Origin of the sequence: Lacrimispora sp., assembly GCF_046972725.1 — a bacterium.
GTDB lineage: Bacteria > Bacillota > Clostridia > Lachnospirales > Lachnospiraceae > Lacrimispora.
In genome coordinates, this window is the sequence record NZ_JBKVXF010000008.1 from 1 (window position 1) to 19,590 (window position 19,590).

Below are 19,590 nucleotides of genomic sequence, written 5' to 3' on the forward strand. Positions count from 1 at the left end.
AGAATTTTCAGGGTTTTACATACTGTTCAATCTTCTGTTTTCAAAGTGCTTTTTGTGTTGTCTGCTTCAACAGCAACTCATATATCTTATCATTTCTGGTTGTTTTTGTCAACCATTTATTTCATTTTCTTCAAAACTTTTTCATCGGTTCACGATGTGTTTTGGAAGAAGCTTTTGCCGCCGTTTCCAGCGGCGAGTTATATCATACCAAAGCAGACGACAATTGTCAACATTTATTTTAATTTTTTTATCTTTTTATAAATCAGAATTTTTATATCTTATTTAGACAACAAGTAACTATGTATGGAAACTCATTTAAGAATAAGTAAATTGTGGCTTTGATCACTCTTACTTACTTTGATTTATTTGGAATACCACAAGCGTAAATGATTGTATAAAGTTTTTATGTTTTTTAAGCAGAGGGATTTTTACTGTAATTTCATGAACAGTTTTTTAGACATTGGATTTAAGTTTATATAATACATTCGAGAGATTATATACATGCACGTTAGACAGCAAAGTTAAAATAATATGCATTAAGGAGTACATTTTAATATTCTGTGCAGAGCCACCCGATAGACAAAACAAATAATAGCATAAATTCATAAATTAATTATAGTAAGAAAGGCCGTATGAAAAGTCACTATCTTAACCTTTCATACGGCCTTTCCTAACTTATATATTATACAGCGATCCACTGGTTGAATCTAATAAGCTATATTGGTCTGCTATGGAATTGGATGACATCTGCATTCTCATTTTCATCAATTCTACTAAATAAAGATAATTAGTTTTATTTAATAGAAGAGAGTTTTCAGCTGTTCCATCTGATTGATTGGTGCCAGAACTGAATGCTTGCAATAATCCGGTGATTTCATTTGTATTCTGTGGATAGTAAGAACTGTAGCTCGAAGAATACGGATTAACATAATTGCTCGTGTTTTTAGAGCTCTTGGCAAAATACAATGAGGGTTCCTTTGACGTGTCAAAACTGCCCATATAGTTTATGACCTTTTTAACATATTCCTGTGTCTCTTTAAAAGGCGGAATTCCACCGTACTTTTTTACATTATTGCTTCCCGCATTATATGCTGCTAATGTAAGTTCAATATTTCCATTATATCGCTTTAAATTCTCTTTCAGATATTTGGCACCTCCCATAATATTGCTTCTGGCATCATAAGGATTAGCCACGCCCAGAGATTTTGCGGTAGCTGGCATAAGCTGCATCACACCTGCTGCACCTTTTGGGGAAGTCGCTGAAGGGTTGAAATTTGATTCAGCCTTGGCAACCGCCTTTAATAAATTTACAGATACTCCGTATTTATCTGCCGCTTCGTTAAACATTGCATCAAGATTTTCTGGTACATTCTTTATTGACCTCAGTACCTGTTTAAAATCGCCTCCGTATTCCGCTCCTGCACTTTTTGTTCTTTCTGGATTGGTTCTTGCAAGTGCAGATAATCTCAACTGGTCTATCGTTGCCAAAATTCAGTCCTCCCACCTCTTGGGCCTTTTATGATACCCATCTTCCTGAAGCATCTACCCAGTAATCACCTATGTTTGTATTGCTTGCCATACTGCCGTCAGAATAAAAATAGTACCAGACTCCTGGTTGTGTCTCTACCCAGCCAGTCATCATCTCACCACCTTGCGGGTTTAAGTAATACCATTTTTCATTTATATTCTGCCAGCCAGTCAGTAATTTGCCATCGAAAAGGCTTAAATAATACCACCTCTGTCCTGATTGCAGCCATCCGGTCTGACGAATTCCGTTGCCGTCGAAATAATACCAGTCATTTAAAATCTGTTTCCAGCTGTTTCTGGGCACTCCGCCATCTTCCTGTTTATAGGTATTCCCTTTCCAGGCTCCGGTGGTATCCCCGTCATATTCCATAACTACATCTTCTGAAGTGACATAATCCCCTTCTTTGATGAATTTGCGGTCTTCCGCAGTAAAACCGATGGCCCGCACTTCGTAATAATAAATCGCGTCTTTATCCATATATTCCGAAAGATCAGCTACATTCGATGAAACCGAGATTCTTTTTTTCAGTTTATCATCTGCATATAAAGCTACCTGATAGCCTGTGGCAAACTCGACTTTATTCCATACAGCCTTGGTTTTTTTGCTGTCGCTCCACCCCGCTTTAGAGGTTCTGCCTAATTTCACCACAGGAACATAATCAACCTTTACTTCCAGGGTGTGATTATCCAGAGATTTGGCAGAAACAAATTTAGCACCTGTAATCTTACACTCAGAGCGGTTATAGGATTCTGCAAAGACCATGCTGTCTGAGGTAAGAATTACGCTGGCTCTTTCATTGGAAGCGGCTTTCCACTTACTGATATCTCTTTTCCAGAGAACATCCTGAATGGAAACGCCGGAAGTTGTCGTAGATATCTCAGGCATGAGGATTTCTTCGTCACCATACTGGCTTTTAAACGTTAAATTCAAGCTTCTTATTACTATTGAATCAGCCGCATACGCTTTTAACGGTATTAAACATGTTATTATTACGAACAAAGCGGCAAGTAATACCAGATATAAGTTTTTGTCTGCCCTTCTTATCATTGTACCCACACTCCATCTTCATTAATCTGATAGCCATCGATTACCGTGTTGACTGCCATGGATCCATCCTGATAGAAAAAGCGCCAATAACCGTCAACCTGCTGCCAGCCGGTCATCATCACTCCATCTTCTCCAGTATAATAAGTTTTTTCGTTGCGGGTAAACAAGCCTTTAATCATGGCTCCTTCAAGGTTCGACGGAATGGTATTTAAATAATACCATCTGCCAGCCTGATTCACCCAGCCTGTCTGCATGGCCCCCTGGCTGTTAAAGTAATAATGATAACCATCTATAACCTGCCAGTTGGTTGCTGCTGCGCCCTGGGGCGCTTCGTGACCGTTATCCGGGTAAAAATAATACCATGTATCATTAATTTTCTGCCAGCCTGTAAGCATCGCTCCACTGGCATCCATGTAATATATATCAGAATCCAATAGGAACCAGCCGGTTATCATCTTCCCTGTCTCGTCAAACCGATACCATACATTATCAAGTGCCAGCCAGGAATTTGTCTGGACGGTTCCATCTGCATACCGGTAATACCAGACCCCGGACTGCTTTTCCCAGCCGGTTGCCGCTTCCTTACTGCCGGAATTATCTTTTGTCCGGTCAGCTTCTTTTCCAGCTCCGTCTGATACATCCCTGTCTCGGATTACAAGCTCATCAGATTCAACCCAACCGCTTTTTTTCCCATTTTTCAATTCATCCTGTTTGAATGGAACTGAACGGATCTTAAAGGAATAAGTTCCCTCCTCTGTCATATACGGATAAAAATTATATGTAGTCGTAGTTACCAGTTCTTTTTTTAATATAATCTTTTTTCCCCTATATAACCATAATTCATAGGCTCCTGATGTGTTGTCTCCTTTTTCCCATACTGCCTGGCCAAGTCTTGTATCCTTCCAGCCTACATCTTCCGGTTCTGCATAAAGACCTTTGACAGGCTTCGCCCGAAGAGTTACAATCAAATCGCTTCCCTGCCGCTTGGCACTGACATAAGTACCTCCGTTAACTTTTATCTTGGAAGCTTCATAAGACGATTTAAAATAAGCATCGGATTCACTGGAAGGGGTAATGGTAACGTTCATCTTAGGTTCTTCTCCAATGGTAATATCCTTGGAAGTAGAAGTCACCCATTCCGCATCAGTTACACGATACTGCTTGCTTCCGGAACTTACATAGCATTCTGCATCAGTTTTATCAATGCTTATATCAGGCAGACGGTCTCCTGCCTCAATATTGAGTCCCACTTTAATGCTGATCGAATTGATGGCTTCCGTAGCCATGGCTTTATTCGAGATGATACACAGACAGAAGGCTGTCAGTATACATATAGCTACTTTCCGCCTTTGATGTTTCATTCAATCACTCCTTTGTTTAACTTACACACATCACAATACATATTTTTTATCGTCAAATCAGCCATAAAACATAAGCAGTTACTGGATATTTGTATTTTTCAGATACTCAAATGAAATTATTTTTCTCATCATGGATTCCTGATGAGCTGTCATATCAAAGAATTTGCTGCCATACCGGTAATAACGATTTCCATCCTCATCAGACATCTCCTTTTTCCAGAGAATAGAACCGCTTAAACGAACGCAGCCAAATTTTGTATCCAGGAGAAACGAAAATGGCTGCTCCTCTTTCAGTTCTTCCCTTGACACCAGACCTGCGCCTCCTGCACTTAAATCCTTTACTACCGCCCGGATAGGTATTACATTTCCAGCCGCATCCGGTATCTCCATTGTAACGGAATACCCGGTTTTGACCTTCATCGTCTGGCGTCTTTCCTCTTCACTGATCTGTTTGTCAACCCTGCATGAAACACGGTAAGTCAGACTGTCCTCCAGCTTTTTCCAATCAGACAGATGACATTTACAGGTAACCAGCCCTTTTGCTCCATCATAAAACAAAACAATGGTTTCTGAGCCAATCTTACCCATATCCTCTTTCTGGATTATCAATCCCATAATATCTTTTTCACAGTCAGTTACTTCTGCTTCTGCAAGCACATTGCCTGCAAATGAATAAATGGTAGCTTTTTTACATTCTGTAAACATATTTTTATTCCCCCGCTTCTGGTGATTCAATCTCTTCCTGATCTGAATCATCGGAGTTTTGTGTTATTAATTTTTCTTTTATGTCAGGTACATAATCTAAAAAATAAAGATAAATGTCCACAATGGCGTGGTACAGTTCTTCCGGAACCTGGGTTCCAAGCTCAAGCTGAGTCAGAATCGTTGCCAGAGAATCATCTTCATAGACCGGAACACCATTTTCATTAGCCGTTTCGACAATCTTTTCTGCCATGTAGCCCATTCCTGATGCAACAATGACAGGAGCGATATTCCTGGTGTCATCATACTTTAACGCAACCGCTTTTTTGTTTAGTGTATTTTTAAATTCTGACATCGACTGAATTCTTCCTTTCTTGAATTTTAGGAAATACCTCTACAGGGGATGTGGGTCCGCCCCCTGCCTGCAGATATATATTATCAATCCGGAAACAATGTTTTTCAAGAATAGCCTTTAATCCCTTCTGGATACTCCCCTCCGATTTCTGCATCTTCTCTGGATAATAAAGCTGAAGGGTCGCCTTATTCTCCCCATATAAAAGCAAAAGCTTAAACTGCCCCAGTTCTTTGATATCAAACTTTACAAAAGCTCTGGCAATCCGTTCCACACCTGCCTGAGTGCTGCTGCCCTCTTCATCCGGGTCAATCCACATCTCAGAAAACAGCTTCTTTCCATTTATATTAACCGGAAATGCCAAATGCAGCAGAGGCATATAGACGCTTTCGCTTAAAACCATGGATTGCAGCATCTGATGGAATATCTGTTTATTCTCAAGTCCGGTTCCGCCACTCACCCCGGTCCGAAGGAAATCCAGAAATTTATCCGCCCATTCATTCTTTCCTGCTGCCCGTTCCATATCAACCTGACTTAACAGCTGGCCAAACTGGTCTAACGTCATTCCGCCGAAAAATTTACGGAACCCCTGGTAACCTGTCAGCTTGGAAAAAGCCTGCATCACTTCTTCCTTGTCTCCATTTTCATATCTGGACATTAAAACAGTTAAAAGGGAAATCTTATCCCTGATTGTGCCCATGTCATGATTCATAGCAATATAGCGGCCAAGAAAAGGGAGGATTTTCTCTTTCAGCAATGCGCTGTTATGCGAAGTATCTCCATCCGCTGCATTTACATCCAGTTCTTTCAGCATCTCTTCAATTTGCTCTTTCGTCTGCTTAAAGACATAACTCTCCATATCTTTAATTGTACGGTAAATATCATTAAGAATATGCTTTCCAGAAGACATGTCATTGAACTTCTTTATAAAATTAAGAATATCCGCTTTCAGATCCACAGAATTCGTATCTGCCATCGCATTGCGCAGCTGGTCAAAAATGCCACCGCTGAAACGCGCGGAAGATTCTGCCTGTTCTTTTAAAAAGGGCAGTATATCCTCTTCATTCATCTGAGCAGCCTTAAAGAAGGAAGCAATCCGCTCTGCGGCTTCCTCTCCCATGACTCCTCCGGTAAGCATCTCCTCCCCCTGGAAGAAAATGTTTGTCAGCACCTTTGACAGATCCGGAACATTCTTAACCATACTGAGGAATGTGCCAAAATTAGACCTATACTGAAATGCCAGCTGCTGTTCCCCATCCCCGCCGGAATTTGTCCGGTTATCTCCCCTTGTTACTTTTGAAGGGTCAACCGGATTCTGAATCTGAACGTCCTGGCCAGCCTGTGGATTATTTTTTATTGTTGAATTATCATAACCAGAAAGCGGGGTCGTTACTTTTAAAACATCTGCCATATTAAGCCTCCATTTATGTGGTGAATCACATATTTTTTTCGAAAGGTTCTGCTAATTACTATTATTTTTTAACCAACCATACCGATAAATAGATATATACTAAACTAGACAAGGCGGTGTAAATATTATGGATAACGGCATGGATAATATGCTTGATATGTATCTCTTTGAAACCAATTCTCTACTGGAGCAATTGGATGAACTCCTGATAGAAGCCGAAAAAGCAGGGGATTTTACAGTGGACGATGTGAACGAAATCTTTCGTATCATGCACACCGTCAAGGGTTCTTCCGCTATGATGGAGTTTTCTTCACTGATGCAGATTGCACATCACATTGAAGATTTGTTCTTTTTTATTCGTGAGAATGGTTTGGAATCTCTCGACAGTTCTCACAAAAGCATTCTTTTTGATTTAATGTTCCGTTCTACCGATATGCTTCGTGCAGAAGTTTCAAAGGTAGAAAACAATGAACCACTTAGTGATAATGTCGACAATCTGACTCAGGAAATTAATAGCTTCCTGAAAAAAATCAGCAAGGATAATGCACAGCAGGGCGAAAAAGAACCGGGTGTGAAACCTTCTGTGCAAAAAGAGGAAACAGAGATTTTAAAATCTTCAGCACCTGCCGTACAGGCTGTTAATTTAGACGAGATCCGTATGGACCTGGCAGAATGCCCGGACGATAACGCCGCTTTCTTCCTGCGCCTCTTTTTTGATGAAGGCTGCGGAATGGAAAACCTTCGTGCATTTATGCTTATCAGTACGTTGAAAGAATCTGGCCTGGAGTTTGGCTATTATCCTCATGACGTTGAGACAAACAGTCAAAGCTGTGCCACGATTATTGAAAAAGGATTTTTTCTGACTTTTGAATCCAGGAAAGATGCAGAATCAGCCATTTCCCTGATTAATAATTTAAACAATATCCGCTCCTATGAACTGATTGAAAATGTCCGCGTTAAAAATGCAGCAGCGGCTGAGGTACAGAATCCATCAACAGCTTCTCCGGCTGTCCGAGAAAACACCGCTGCACCAAGTGCACCGGCACCAAGTACCGGACACCAGACACCGAATAAGCAGAATTTAATCAGCGTAAATCTTACAAAGCTGGATAACCTGGTTGCCATTGTAGGAGAAATCGTCATAACAGAATCCATGGTAACATCCTCTCCTGAGATTCAGAATTTAAAAAACCTGGACAGCTTTTTAAAAGCCACCAGACAGCTCCGCAAACTGACGGATGATCTTCAGGATATCGTTATGTCCCTGCGCATGGTTCCTGTATCTGGCGTATTCCAGAAAATGAACCGCATTGTCAGAGATATGAAGCAGAAGCTGAAAAAAGATGTCCGTCTGACCATTATTGGTGAGAATACTGAAGTTGATAAATCCATTGTAGACAGCATCGGGGATCCGATTATGCATATTGTCCGCAATTCCATGGATCACGGAATTGAAGATACCGCTGAGGAGCGCATTGCAGCCGGTAAGGATCCTCAGGGTGAAATCACTTTATCTGCAAGCCATACCACTAATGAAGTAATTATTTCCATTAAAGACGACGGCCGCGGTGTAGATCCAGCCGGAGTTCTTGCAAAAGCAAAGAAGAATGGCATTCTTACAAAGCCGGAAAGCGAATATACACAAAAAGAAATTCTTGCACTTCTTTTGGCTCCCGGCTTTTCCACCAATGAAGTGGTTACAGAATTTTCTGGCCGTGGAGTTGGTATGGATGTGGTCAAGAAAAATGTGGAAACCATTGGCGGAACCGTCACTATCACCAGTGAATTAGGAAAGGGAATGTGCACCACCTTAAAAATCCCGCTTACTATGGCAATCGTTGACGGCATGGAGATCGCAGTTGGAAAATCTGTATTTACTATTCCGATTGCAAACATTCGCCAATCCTTTAAAGTGAAGAATGAAGAAGTGATTTACGATACCGAAGGCAATGAAATCATCAAATGCATGAACCAGTTCTATCCGATTATCCGCATTCATAGTCTTTACAATATTGAAACAGAAATTACCAATATAGAAGACGGAATTCTCGTCTGGGTAGAATCCGGAGATAAATCCTACTGCCTGTTCGTAGATGATCTTTTAGGCGAGCAGCAGGTTGTAGTAAAACCGCTTCCCGTATATCTGAACAGCTTTAATATTAAAGATTCAGGCATCAGCGGCTGTACCATTCTTGGCGACGGAAATATCAGCATCATATTGGATGTCTTGAATCTGTATGCTGCCGCACACAATCAATACTAATTGGGAATTGGAGGAATACAAATGTCAGCAGAGAATACGCAAACTACTATGACCGGCTCAGATTATGATTCAACAAAAGGTCTTGCTTCTGAAAGCAAGGAAGCAACCGAGCGCTACTTGACCTTCCGTACCGATAATCTGATCTTTGGTGTGAGCACCAATTATATTATAGAAATCATTACCAACCATGTGATCACAGCTATGCCCATGATGCCCAATTACGTAAAAGGGATCATTAACCTAAGAGGTCAGATCGTACCGATTATTGATATCCGCTCAAGACTCGGCAAACCTGCGATTGAATACACCAATACAACTTGTGTTATTGTTTTAAATGTTGATTCCGTTTTTATCGGAATCATTGTCGATGCCGTAGAGCAGGTTCTGGATATCGACTATTCCAGAATATCTTCCGTACCTGCCAATAACAGGGAAGAACTGGTAAGCGGTATGATATCCATGCCGGACAACAAAGTTGTTCTGCTAATGGATTGTGAAACTTTAGTTAATAACTCATAAAGGACGGCTTCTATATGTTAACACTTTCACAGCAAGACTTCACACGACTGGTTCAGTTCGTGAAAAAGAATTATGGAATTGACTTGTCAAAAAAGATGCAGTTAATCATGGGACGTCTTTCAAACACAATCGTCACCCTTGGGTATAACTCCTTTACCGAATACATAGACCATGTTACTTCATCGAAGAACCCCGCTGATCTGGAAGTAATGCTGAATAAGCTTACGACAAATTATACTTACTTTATGAGGGAAGAAGCACATTTTAATTTTTTCAGAGATACCATTCTCCCCTATCTGTTGCGTACGAAAAAAAATAAAGTGCTAAGCATATGGAGTGCTGGCTGCTCTTCCGGTGAAGAGCCCTATACCATTTCAATGTTAATAAAGGAAACCCTGGGGGCGCAGGCCGCCCTCTGGGATACCAGGGTTCTGGCTACCGATATTTCCCAAAATGCATTAAAGGCAGCCAAACAGGCGGTATATGACGAAGAATCCCTAAAGAATCTCTCACCTGCATGGAAATCCAAATATTTTGTAAAAACTGAAGAGCAGGGAATATACTCCGTATCACCCGCCATTAAGTCCAATGTTATTTTTCAAACCTTTAATCTGATGGACCCCATTCGGTTCCGCCTGAAATTTGACGTTATCTTCTGCAGAAATGTAATGATTTACTTTGATCAGGAAACGAAAGATGGTTTGATCCAGCGCTTTTACGATGCGACTGCACCTGGAGGTTATTTACTGATTGGGCATTCGGAAACAATTAATAAAGAAAAAACGCCTTTTAAGTATATAATGCCGGCAACATACCGAAAAGAATAATCTGTTTAATATAAAATCTATTTACTACTGTTTCAGCTTAGTAAATGGATTTTATATTACACAGATTTAAAATCAGATATCAGAAAAGTATAACTTTCATCTGCCTGGCAGTGTTATTTCATTGCCAAGACTGGAGTAAATTATGAATAAAAAGATCCGAGTTTTCATCGTAGATGACTCCTTGCTCTTTCGCAAGGTGTTGATTGATAACCTTTCCAAAAATCCAAATATCGAAGTAATTGGATATGCCATTGATGCATTTGATGCGGAAAGAAAGATTCCCTTGTTAAAGCCTGATGTTGTTACGGTTGATGTGGAGATGCCACGCTTAAGTGGAATTGACTTTGTAAAGAAGCTTCTGCCCAAATATGCCGTCCCGGTTATTTTGGTCTCTTCCATGAACTTAAACGTATTTGAAGCACTTTCTGCTGGTGCAGTGGATTTTGTAAGGAAACCTGATATGACTGTCAGCAACTCCTCAAGCACTTTCTTAAACACCTTGATGAGTAAGATCTTCATTGCCTCCCGTGCCAAAATCAAAATACCTGCTGCAGCGGTCCACGCTCCTTCCGTTTTAAAAACCACACCTGGAAGCGGAAAGCCATTTTCTCTGAATGCATACAATACGGTTATTGCTATTGGCGCTTCCACGGGAGGTACAGAAGCTACACTGCAGGTTTTAAAAAATTTACCAGCAGATACACCCGGTATTGTGGTCACACAGCACATGCCCGAGGGTTTTACAAAAATGTATGCCGACCGTTTGAACCGTCTGTGCCAGATGAATGTCAAAGAGGCACAAAACGGGGATCTCATTGAAAGAGGCCGGGTACTTATTGCGCCTGGTGATCTTCAGATGAAGGTGGTACGTATTGGAAACCGCTATTCGGTAAGCTGTTTCTCCGGTGAAAAGGTAAGCGGGCACCGCCCTTCTGTGGATGTTCTCTTCCAGTCTGTTGCAGATACGGCCGGAGCCAACTCTGTGGGTATCATTATGACCGGTATGGGGCGTGACGGTGCTGACGGACTATTCAATATGAAGAAAAAAGGTGCATACACCATTGGCCAGGATGCAGAAAGCTGCGTCGTATACGGAATGCCTATGGTGGCCTATAATATTGGAGCAGTTATCACCCAAACCTCATGCGCCAACATTTCCAATGTTTTACTGAAACATTTATATTCACTTTAATTAACAAATTACTGATTCTAAAGTTAATATTTTTTCATTATTGACGATAATACAAGTAGAAACGTTGGTATATAAAGCTCTTAGAAAGGAGTAGTTAAATGCGTATTTCATCGAACTATTTCAGTACGCTATATAATACATCCATGATACGACAAAATCAGGATTCTTCCGGAATTTCTTCTTCGGAATCCTCAAAAAACAAATATGATGAAATCACTATCCGGTCTGCATCTCAGGAAGACATAGATTCGAAATTTGTATCTACTCTGAAAAATCTACTATTAAAAGAGATTCAGCAGCCCGCTGCGGAAGAAAAACTGGACCTGTTAACAAAGAGAATTCAAGATGGAACTTATCAGGTAGATGCCAATAAGATTGCGGAAAAAATTCTTTTATACAAAGGAGCAGAATTATAATGGATGATTTTATTACTGTGATTGAGGATTTGACCCAATTGTTCCAGGAGCTTATACAGATAGAACAAAACAAACTGGAAGCCGCTAAAAAGAATCGGATCACTCATGTGGAAGAATGCATGAACAGGGAACAGGCAGCAATATTAAAGCTGAAAGGCCTTGACCGCAAACGGGAAGTTTGCCAGGAAGCTCTGGGGTTCAAAGGTCATACATTCCAGGAAATACTTTCAAAAACTTCCGGAGAGGTGCATGATCAGCTGAAAAATCAGTTCAACACACTTTCACATTATGTACGCCTTTTTCAGGATACCAATGACAGCGCACGCACTATAATTGAAATAAACTTACACAAGGTAAACAATGCTATCAGCAATGCACAGAATAAAATGGCATTAGATAAAGCGAACTGGGGAGGACAAATATGACACGATCAACATTCGCCGGATTTACCACTGCCCGTCTTGCAATGGCAGCAAGTCAGAGGTCTCTTGACGTAACCGGTCAAAATATTGCAAATATTAATACAACAGGCTATACCAGACAACAGGTGGACCTTGTGAGTCTCAATTTACAAGGTGGTGATTTATACGGTAACAATCCTGGTTCAAAAATTGGTTATGGGGTCGAGGTGAAAAGCATTTCTCAGATCAGGGACCCATTTCTTGATATTCAATACCGGAATCAGATTGCCAAAGTAGGAACAGCCGATGCGCACCAAGCAACTTTAGACCAGTTGGCTGATATATTCGATGAGACAGACAGAGAAGCACTAAAAAAGGCACTTAGCGATTTAAACAGTAACCTGGATAAATTGTCATCTAATGCAAATAATAGTGAATTTGACAGTATTGTACGTTCCAGTACCCAGGTTCTCTTAAGTTATATTCACCAAAAGGCTACAGATTTAAAAAGCGTCCGCGAAGAAACGATCAACAGCTTGGAAAAAACAAGCATTCCTACTGTCAATAGTCTCTTATCTGATGTTGCTGAATTAAACGATTCTATATGGAAAAATCAATTGCTTGGTAATCCTGCACTTGAATTGATGGATCAGCGAAATAACAAGCTTGATGAACTTGCCGGTTATCTCCCAATTAGTGTCACTTATAATGAAGTATCTATTTCGACCGGCGAAAAGTACAATTATCCTGTAGTAAAATTTACTGGCACAGACGGAGTAACCTATGATCTTACCAATGGAGAACATGGAGAGAATTTTGCTTCTCTATCAATTGAACGAAATAAGGACTCAAAGGGAAATGAGGATGGATCAGTTTCTATTTCCCTTATTCCTGCCAGTGAATTTCCGACTTCCGGAAACATCTCATTAGAAAAGATAGATATTACCAGTTATTTAAAAGAAGGTACTATAAAAGGTACTGTTGACATGTTAAATAAATCTGGTGAGTTAGATAACCCTGCAACTGATTACAGAGGTATCGGATATTATGAGAAAGCATTTGATTCCTTTGTTCAGACCTTTGCAAACACCTTTAATAAATTAAATGAAAATACATCTCCTGATACCGGAGTAAAAGACATGCCCTCCACCGGTTCTGCAAAAAGTGTAACAATTGCCGGTAATGAAAGGGCAGAGTACAGTTTAAGCTTTGAAAATTCAACCGGCAATATATTAAAATATGAACATATAAGCATTAATGGACAAAAATATATGTTTGGCTCCGGCGGCGGTGACGGGACGATAGCTGTTGGAAATAATCTGGAAGAAAGTCTAAACCATTTGGCAGATGAACTAAATAATAATAATAAAAGTTTATATGTCAATGATACAATCTATGAGGGTACCTGGAAATATGATTCTGCTGCTAAAAAACTAACATGGACAAGCGATACTGACTTACCATCTGGCACCATTGTTGAGTCTGACAGCATCAAAGGCAGTGATAAAAAGGTTCCGAAGCTGTTATATGAGGCTAACCCCAGCAATATAAAAAACTATGACTTATTTAAAACCACAGATGGGAGCAGAACTTTTACTGCCAGTAATATAAAGATTTCCGACGAATGGATGAACAACAATATTCACATTATTGCTTCACATGACACAAATGCGGGCTCTAAGGATAACAGCAATATTCTTCTCATGAAAAAAGCTTTAACAGACAGCCGTCAGTTTACATATGAATATACCTATACTGATGATTCTGGGAAAACTCAAGTCGGATCTATATCGTATTACAACGGTAGCTTTTCACAATGCTATTCAAACATGGAAAATATGCAGGGTGTTGACAGTAAAGAAAATACGAGTATCCTTAATAATCACGTAGCTGTACTTACTCAAACATCAAACAACAAAGATTCTGTTTCAGGCGTATCTCTAGATGAAGAGGGTATTAACCTCATGCAGTACCAGCGGTCCTATACTGCAGCTGCCCGCCTGATGACCACTCTCGATCAGGCACTTGACGTGTTAATTAATAATACAGGCATTGTTGGCCGATAGGAGGATAAACAATGAGAATTACGACAAATGCGCTTTTGCGTAACTATAAAAATAATCTTTCTACAACAATTAACAATTTAAATAATTCCAGAACACATGTAATGACCCAACGTAGTTTTAACAGCGTAGCAGAAGATCCTTTTTCTGCTGCCAGAGCTTCACAGCTTCACAGAAAATATTATTCAAATCAGGATAACTTAAGCATGTTGAAAGATGTTCAATCCCGACAGGATGGACAGGAAGATGCGTTAAGGCAGGTTTCTGATATGGTAAAGACAATCAGCAAAGAGTATAATGTACAAGCCATGAATGGAACCAACCAGACAAAGGAAACTAGACAGAGCTATGCCTCTGCTATCCGTCAGTTTCAAAAATCAATGGTACTTAGCTTAAACTCTACTTATGAAGATACATTTTTATTTGCAGGTACGGATGGAAATAACCCGCCTTTCACTTTATCAGACAGCGGGACTTTGACCTACAGAGGAATTGATGTTGATGCAGCTGCCGGAACAGCTGATTATTCTACGCTCTATAAATATTCCAAAGAAAACTTGTATGTTGATTTAGGTATGGGATTTTCTCTCGACGACTCCAACCAGGTTGTTCCTTCCAGTGCATTTAACCTATCATTACCGGGAATTAAGGCAATTGGGTTTGGAAAAGACGAAGATGGGATAAGCAATAATGCAATTGTTCTGGCTGGACAATTGGCTGATGCGTTAGAAGCAGAAGAATTCGACTCCGATTCATATAGAAAATTGATGGGAAAATTTGAAAGTTTAAGTACTGGATTGCTTAATCAAGTAACTGAATTAGGAGTTAAATCCTCATTCCTCACTACAACAAAAGATCGTTTAGAGAACTCTGAAATTGCTCTTCAAGAACAGATGGAAAATGTAGAAGGAATAGATATGGCAGAAGCCATTTCCAATTATATGTGGAATCAATATGCATATAATGCTGCATTAAAAGTAGGAACAAGTATTCTATCTCCATCTTTTATTGATTTCATGAAATAAAAATAGGCCGAATCGGGGGTGTATATATGGAACCATTGCTGAAAATAACGACAATACCTATTAAGTATGAAATAAAAGTAAAAAAAGCTTCATTGGAATACTCTCATTCAAAAGCACAATTAATAACAAATAGAGAAAAGGGCAGTTTTGACATTAAAAACAGTCCGATTAAAGTGCGCTTAGATACTTATAATGCTCGAAATTCTGTATGTCCTACAACTATGGAAAGCGTACGTCAAAATGCTCAAAAAGGATTAGCTGCTGCGCAAGAAGCTACAGCAGCATATGCAGAGGAGGGTGCACTATTGTTAGACCCAAATATTTCAAATCCCCTAGATCAGATAGCCATTCATCGGGCGCAGATGCCCACGGGTGAATTTGGTTTGCAATTTCTTCCAACTACAGGACCTGATATTGAATGGTCTAATCCTGATCTATCTATTCAATATCAGATGGACAAGTTGAGTTTCGATATAAAAGTAGCAAATGGAGATTTTGAGTTTATCCCTGGCGATGTAGAGGTATCTATAACCCAAATGCCAGATGTACAAATCGAGTATATAGGCAAACCCATTTATGTCCCCCCCAGTGCTGCAGAATTTTTTAATCACTCTCCAGTAGATGTGCTTGCTTAATTTAAATTTAGGAGGTTGATATGGAGATTAAAACACAATATTTTGGCACAATTACTTGCTCAGAGCAAGAAATAATATATTTTCCTGAAGGATTATTTGGGTTTACTGAGTTAAAAGAATATATTCCCTTAGCATTTGAAGATAACAGTGATGCACTCATCTCATTACAATCTTTGGAAGATCCTACTGTTTCCTTTATTCTTATGAATCCATTTCAGTTATATACTGATTACTCACCCATATTATCCGATGAAGATAAAAGGCTGTTAGATGCTTCTTATAACGAAGATAATATATCCTATTATGTTATATGTGTCATTCATGAGTCAATGGAAGACAGTACTGTAAATTTAAAATCACCAATCGCCGTAAACACAAATACTCGTAGAGCTCGCCAGATAATATTGGATAATGCACTTTATAAATTTCGCCACCCCATTAAAGACTTTGTGAAAAAGGAGAAATAGGATGCTTATTCTTCAAAGAAAAAAAGATCAAGAACTATTAATTGGCGATAATATCAGCATTACCATACTGGATATTGGAAATGATTGGGTGAAATTAGCGATTGATGCGCCTAGAGATATTTCAATCATGCGTTCAGAATTAATAGAAGCCGCATCGGCGAATGAGGAAGCCGTCTCAGTAACATTAAAGCCAGGCTCAATTTTAAAACTCAATAACTTGCTACATGCAAAGAAAAACAATGGAGAGACCTAATTATTTAGGTATCTCCATTGTTTTTTCTTTCTCAGTGATTTCTTCATTTACATTATCGTTAATTTCCGTTTCTATTTTTTCTTTCAAAATCGTTTCGCCTGCAGGTGATTGATTTTTCGCTGCTGGAGGGACAACATCTTTGTTAATAATTGAAAATAAATAATGAAACTTCTTTAAATTTACTAATCTACCATGAAGCAGCTTATATTTTATTTTACTATAACAAATTCGTATTCCATACCGCCCTAATCTGATGATCCAGAAAAGAGGCAACAATACACCAGCCTTCTCAATAACAGGATATATGGTCTCCATATATCCTCTATCTGGAAATAACCATTCTAATAGTTTATTAAACTTCTCCGCCTTTTTATTTCTTTCATAGCAGTCTGCAACTGTTTTTATAAGCGGGAGATATTGTGCACTGACATCTCTCCCCTCTTTTCCTTTTGACAAAATATAAGATTCTAACGCCTCATAAATTTCTGTATTTTCTACAGGTTCTCCAGTACCGAACCAACGAAGCACCAGGTATTCCAACCGCTCTGCAAAATCAGCAATCTTAAGTTTCTTTAATCTCTCATAAATATATTTCCAGGAAAATTCTTCTGCATATGTTTTATAAAAAACCCAAAAATCAATTATTTGATTCAGGCTTATTTCTCCTTTGGCATAGCAATCAGTTAACCTGCACATCCGAAATAAATACTGATCATCCAACTGAATCTTTTTCACAAATTTATGGTCATGCTCCCGAAACGCACTTTTTAACAGGCTTTTAAAAAACTTTTTCATAGACCTACTGAAAAATACATTATAATTATAAAAAAATACTTTAATACCAGGTATGCGATAATATAAATATCCTTCTTCTTGTATAGGACGCTCTTGAAAATCTCTAACTCTTAATATATTTGAGATTAAATCAGTACTCTTCTTTTCTGTACCAATTTCTATATACTCACTGCAGCACATCTCTCCTATAGGATATTTTTTTACCATCTCTGAGTAATCCATGAAAAAGCAACTGACTTGCTTATACTCCATCAAATCCTTTAATTGTTTTTCTCCTTTTCTCAATCGTTCCGTTCGATGCACTGCTTCCAGATACTTCTGAAAAAATCGCTTTCGAACCGGTTGAGGGATTGTTTCATTAAGTCCCATGATTCCATAATAAACAATATGGGCAACATGATGAAAATCTGCAAGACGATACAACTTTTCCCAATTTAATTGACGAAATGGTTCTGGTGTAACCTTTTGATTCATTACTGCAGATATTATATTTATTAAGTACCTTTCTTCATATCCTTTTTTCATTGTATACTTCCATCCTTAAGCTGTCGAGGTACAGAAAACTACGACAATTCATATATCAATATGAGATCATATCCCAGCACTTATTAATTCAATTATACGATAGCACCTTTAGATCTTTTATGAGGACTTTTTCGTCATATATTATATATCGGTTTTTATGTAAATATCTTAACTTTGTCCGTTACCTGTACGATACATATTATAGACATTAAACATTATTATAATAGAAAAGGTGATTTTCATGAGTGGAATTTATAACTTTATTTTTCGAAATCTGTTTCTAATTACTACTTCTTTTATTGCTACTTTTTCTTTAAATAATACGAACAATATTAATGTACCATTAAACTCTTCTGCCGATGGAACAGTTAATACAAGTTTTACAATTACAGAAAATTCAACAAATATAGAAATACCTCAAGAAGGAAAATATGATCTAATGCTTGATAGCGTAGCAGGACCACTTACATACTATAACCAAAACGATTCCAGATGGGGAAATTATCTCTGGGGAGGGAAAGACCCTTTATCTATTTATGGCTGTGGACCGACAATTATGGCCATGCTTATAACAAGCCTGACTGGAAATCAAGTTCTTCCTACTGATATAGCCAACTGGGCTGTTACAAATCGATGTTGGGCCCCCGGAGATGGTTCTTATCATTGTATTATTAAAGATTCTGCTGCTGCATTTGGAATTCAGGCAACGCCCATCACAGATTATACAGCAGATAGAATTAAGGAAGAATTGGATTCTGGACATCTGGTAGTCGCTTTGATGAAGAAGGGACATTTTACTCAAAGCGGACATTTTCTTATTATTACCAGAATGACAGATGAAGGAAAAGTCCGTATTGCAGACCCAAATAATTACAATAATACTACGCTTGACTGGGATCCTTCAATAATCCTTCAGGAGCTAAACCGTCATTCTTCAAACGGAGGTCCATTATGGTCAATTAGCCTCTCCCGTTGATAAAAGGAATCTTTCCCTGCCAATCGCAAACTAATATGGCGGTCCAAATCAATGGTCCGCTTTAGTACCATCTGCATATTTTTACACTTTTCAACTATTTTTTTTTCAAGTAAAGTCTCCGTTTTTTTATATTCCTCTCCGCTTAACAAACTTATGACCTTCTGTCTATCCTCCCCCTCAAGAACTGATATCAGCCTTTGAATATTATTTTCACTTATATCTCCATTGTCCATTTCTTCCTGTCGCATTCCCAAAAGTAACTGTACAGATGTTCTATCATTTCTAGACAATGCTTCGCCTATTTCTTTTGTAATTCTTTCGATTTCAAGAATGCATTGGCTCTTCTTCTGAACCTCTTTTAGAATCTCTATCAACATGGCTTCTTCCATATTATCCTCCTAATATGGCTCTATCATCATTCACAAATGGCTGGAGAGGAATACCTCCGCTCCAGCCATATAATTTATCTGCTTAATTTCTGTGCTTCTTTAAAGGCATCACGCAGGTCTATAATTAAGGGTCTGATTTCAGCGATTATTGCTGAATTCCTTCCGGCAATAATGCGACTAAATTCATAAAGAAAAAAGTCATAGTACCGCCTTAATTCTGTACTGATATCAAAATTAAAATCTAAAGTATTTTTTAGATAAGTAACTATATCAATCGAACGCTGCATTGAATGATCAAACAAATCAAACTCTTTTTTTTCCAAAGCAAGTTCCGCTCTTGTAATTCTTTTTAACAATTCATCAAAAAGGAGATTTAACATTTCTCCTGGTGTCATTGTATTAACAGACTGCTCTTTATAATTCTGATATCCATTCATCATCTA

The 19,590-nt window shown here is 38.8% G+C and carries 21 protein-coding genes; 12 read left to right on the top strand and 9 right to left on the bottom strand.

Features of this window, described 5'->3' with window-relative positions:
* Positions 1-675: 675 nt before the first annotated feature.
* From ACLTWA_RS18995 to ACLTWA_RS19020, 6 genes are all read right to left on the bottom strand, one after another.
* A complete protein-coding gene (locus tag ACLTWA_RS18995; RefSeq protein WP_412329480.1) occupies positions 676-1,488 on the bottom strand; it encodes a lytic transglycosylase domain-containing protein in 813 nt (270 codons plus the stop codon).
* 28 nt (positions 1,489-1,516) lie between these two features.
* Positions 1,517-2,575 carry an N-acetylmuramoyl-L-alanine amidase family protein gene (locus ACLTWA_RS19000; RefSeq protein ID WP_412329481.1) on the bottom strand — a complete coding sequence of 353 codons (1,059 nt, stop codon included), beginning with the start codon at positions 2,573-2,575 and terminating at the stop codon, positions 1,517-1,519.
* Positions 2,572-3,936, bottom strand: a complete 1,365-nt coding sequence (locus tag ACLTWA_RS19005; protein WP_412329482.1) for an N-acetylmuramoyl-L-alanine amidase family protein — start codon at positions 3,934-3,936, stop codon at positions 2,572-2,574. Before ACLTWA_RS19005 ends, ACLTWA_RS19000 begins: the two co-directional genes overlap by 4 nt.
* A 78-nt stretch (positions 3,937-4,014) precedes the next feature.
* Positions 4,015-4,641, bottom strand: coding sequence for a PilZ domain-containing protein (locus ACLTWA_RS19010; protein WP_412329483.1), 627 nt, complete (start codon positions 4,639-4,641; stop codon positions 4,015-4,017).
* A 4-nt stretch (positions 4,642-4,645) separates the two neighbouring features.
* Positions 4,646-4,993 (bottom strand): EscU/YscU/HrcU family type III secretion system export apparatus switch protein, encoded by a 348-nt coding sequence (locus ACLTWA_RS19015; protein WP_412329484.1) that lies wholly within the window; start codon positions 4,991-4,993, stop codon positions 4,646-4,648.
* Positions 4,980-6,401, bottom strand: a complete 1,422-nt coding sequence (locus ACLTWA_RS19020) for a hypothetical protein (protein ID WP_412329485.1) — start codon at positions 6,399-6,401, stop codon at positions 4,980-4,982. Before ACLTWA_RS19020 ends, ACLTWA_RS19015 begins: the two co-directional genes overlap by 14 nt.
* Positions 6,402-6,528: 127 nt before the next feature.
* Here ACLTWA_RS19020 and ACLTWA_RS19025 point away from each other — a divergent pair, with 127 nt between their 5' ends.
* The 11 genes from ACLTWA_RS19025 to ACLTWA_RS19075 all read left to right on the top strand — a co-directional run bounded on the left by ACLTWA_RS19025 (position 6,529) and on the right by ACLTWA_RS19075 (position 16,462).
* Entirely contained in the window at positions 6,529-8,664 is a 2,136-nt protein-coding gene (locus ACLTWA_RS19025; protein WP_412329486.1) for a chemotaxis protein CheW, read from the top strand.
* Between the two features lie 21 nt (positions 8,665-8,685).
* On the top strand, positions 8,686-9,183 hold the full coding sequence (locus ACLTWA_RS19030) for a chemotaxis protein CheW (protein ID WP_412329487.1): 498 nt from the start codon (positions 8,686-8,688) through the stop codon (positions 9,181-9,183).
* A 14-nt stretch (positions 9,184-9,197) separates the two neighbouring features.
* Positions 9,198-10,010, top strand: coding sequence for a CheR family methyltransferase (locus ACLTWA_RS19035; RefSeq protein ID WP_412329488.1), 813 nt, complete (start codon positions 9,198-9,200; stop codon positions 10,008-10,010).
* Positions 10,011-10,152: 142 nt separating this feature from the next.
* A complete protein-coding gene (locus ACLTWA_RS19040) occupies positions 10,153-11,202 on the top strand; it encodes a protein-glutamate methylesterase/protein-glutamine glutaminase (protein ID WP_412329489.1) in 1,050 nt (349 codons plus the stop codon).
* Between the two features lie 98 nt (positions 11,203-11,300).
* Complete coding sequence (locus ACLTWA_RS19045) at positions 11,301-11,618, top strand: flagellar biosynthesis anti-sigma factor FlgM (RefSeq protein WP_412329490.1); 318 nt, start codon at positions 11,301-11,303, stop codon at positions 11,616-11,618.
* A complete protein-coding gene (gene flgN, locus ACLTWA_RS19050) occupies positions 11,618-12,043 on the top strand; it encodes a flagellar export chaperone FlgN (RefSeq protein ID WP_412329491.1) in 426 nt (141 codons plus the stop codon). The genes ACLTWA_RS19045 and flgN overlap by 1 nt, the downstream gene beginning before the upstream one ends.
* Positions 12,040-14,085 (top strand): flagellar hook-associated protein FlgK, encoded by a 2,046-nt coding sequence (locus tag ACLTWA_RS19055; protein ID WP_412329492.1) that lies wholly within the window; start codon positions 12,040-12,042, stop codon positions 14,083-14,085. The genes flgN and ACLTWA_RS19055 overlap by 4 nt, the downstream gene beginning before the upstream one ends.
* 11 nt (positions 14,086-14,096) lie before the next feature.
* Positions 14,097-15,107, top strand: a complete 1,011-nt coding sequence (locus ACLTWA_RS19060) for a flagellin (RefSeq protein WP_412329493.1) — start codon at positions 14,097-14,099, stop codon at positions 15,105-15,107.
* 26 nt (positions 15,108-15,133) lie between these two features.
* The gene (locus ACLTWA_RS19065) at positions 15,134-15,742 is read left to right on the top strand and encodes a DUF6470 family protein (protein ID WP_412329494.1); all 609 of its coding nucleotides are present in this window, start codon (positions 15,134-15,136) and stop codon (positions 15,740-15,742) included.
* 20 nt (positions 15,743-15,762) lie between these two features.
* Positions 15,763-16,209: a flagellar assembly protein FliW gene (fliW, locus tag ACLTWA_RS19070; protein WP_412329495.1), complete on the top strand. Its 447-nt coding sequence runs from the start codon at positions 15,763-15,765 to the stop codon at positions 16,207-16,209.
* A gap of 1 nt (position 16,210) precedes the next feature.
* Positions 16,211-16,462: a carbon storage regulator gene (locus ACLTWA_RS19075; RefSeq protein WP_412329496.1), complete on the top strand. Its 252-nt coding sequence runs from the start codon at positions 16,211-16,213 to the stop codon at positions 16,460-16,462.
* Here the strand turns inward: ACLTWA_RS19075 and ACLTWA_RS19080 are convergent, their stop codons facing one another.
* Positions 16,463-17,782, bottom strand: coding sequence for a nucleotidyltransferase family protein (locus ACLTWA_RS19080; protein WP_412329497.1), 1,320 nt, complete (start codon positions 17,780-17,782; stop codon positions 16,463-16,465). It abuts the gene before it with no gap.
* 241 nt (positions 17,783-18,023) lie between these two features.
* Here ACLTWA_RS19080 and ACLTWA_RS19085 point away from each other — a divergent pair, with 241 nt between their 5' ends.
* Positions 18,024-18,758 carry a C39 family peptidase gene (locus ACLTWA_RS19085; protein WP_412329498.1) on the top strand — a complete coding sequence of 245 codons (735 nt, stop codon included), beginning with the start codon at positions 18,024-18,026 and terminating at the stop codon, positions 18,756-18,758.
* Here ACLTWA_RS19085 and ACLTWA_RS19090 read toward each other — a convergent pair.
* Together ACLTWA_RS19090 and fliS are read right to left on the bottom strand one after the other, a co-directional pair.
* Positions 18,710-19,147 (bottom strand): hypothetical protein, encoded by a 438-nt coding sequence (locus tag ACLTWA_RS19090; RefSeq protein ID WP_412329499.1) that lies wholly within the window; start codon positions 19,145-19,147, stop codon positions 18,710-18,712. The genes ACLTWA_RS19085 and ACLTWA_RS19090 overlap by 49 nt on opposite strands.
* Before the next feature lie 74 nt (positions 19,148-19,221).
* Entirely contained in the window at positions 19,222-19,587 is a 366-nt protein-coding gene (fliS, locus tag ACLTWA_RS19095) for a flagellar export chaperone FliS (RefSeq protein WP_412329500.1), read from the bottom strand.
* Positions 19,588-19,590 lie beyond the last annotated feature (3 nt).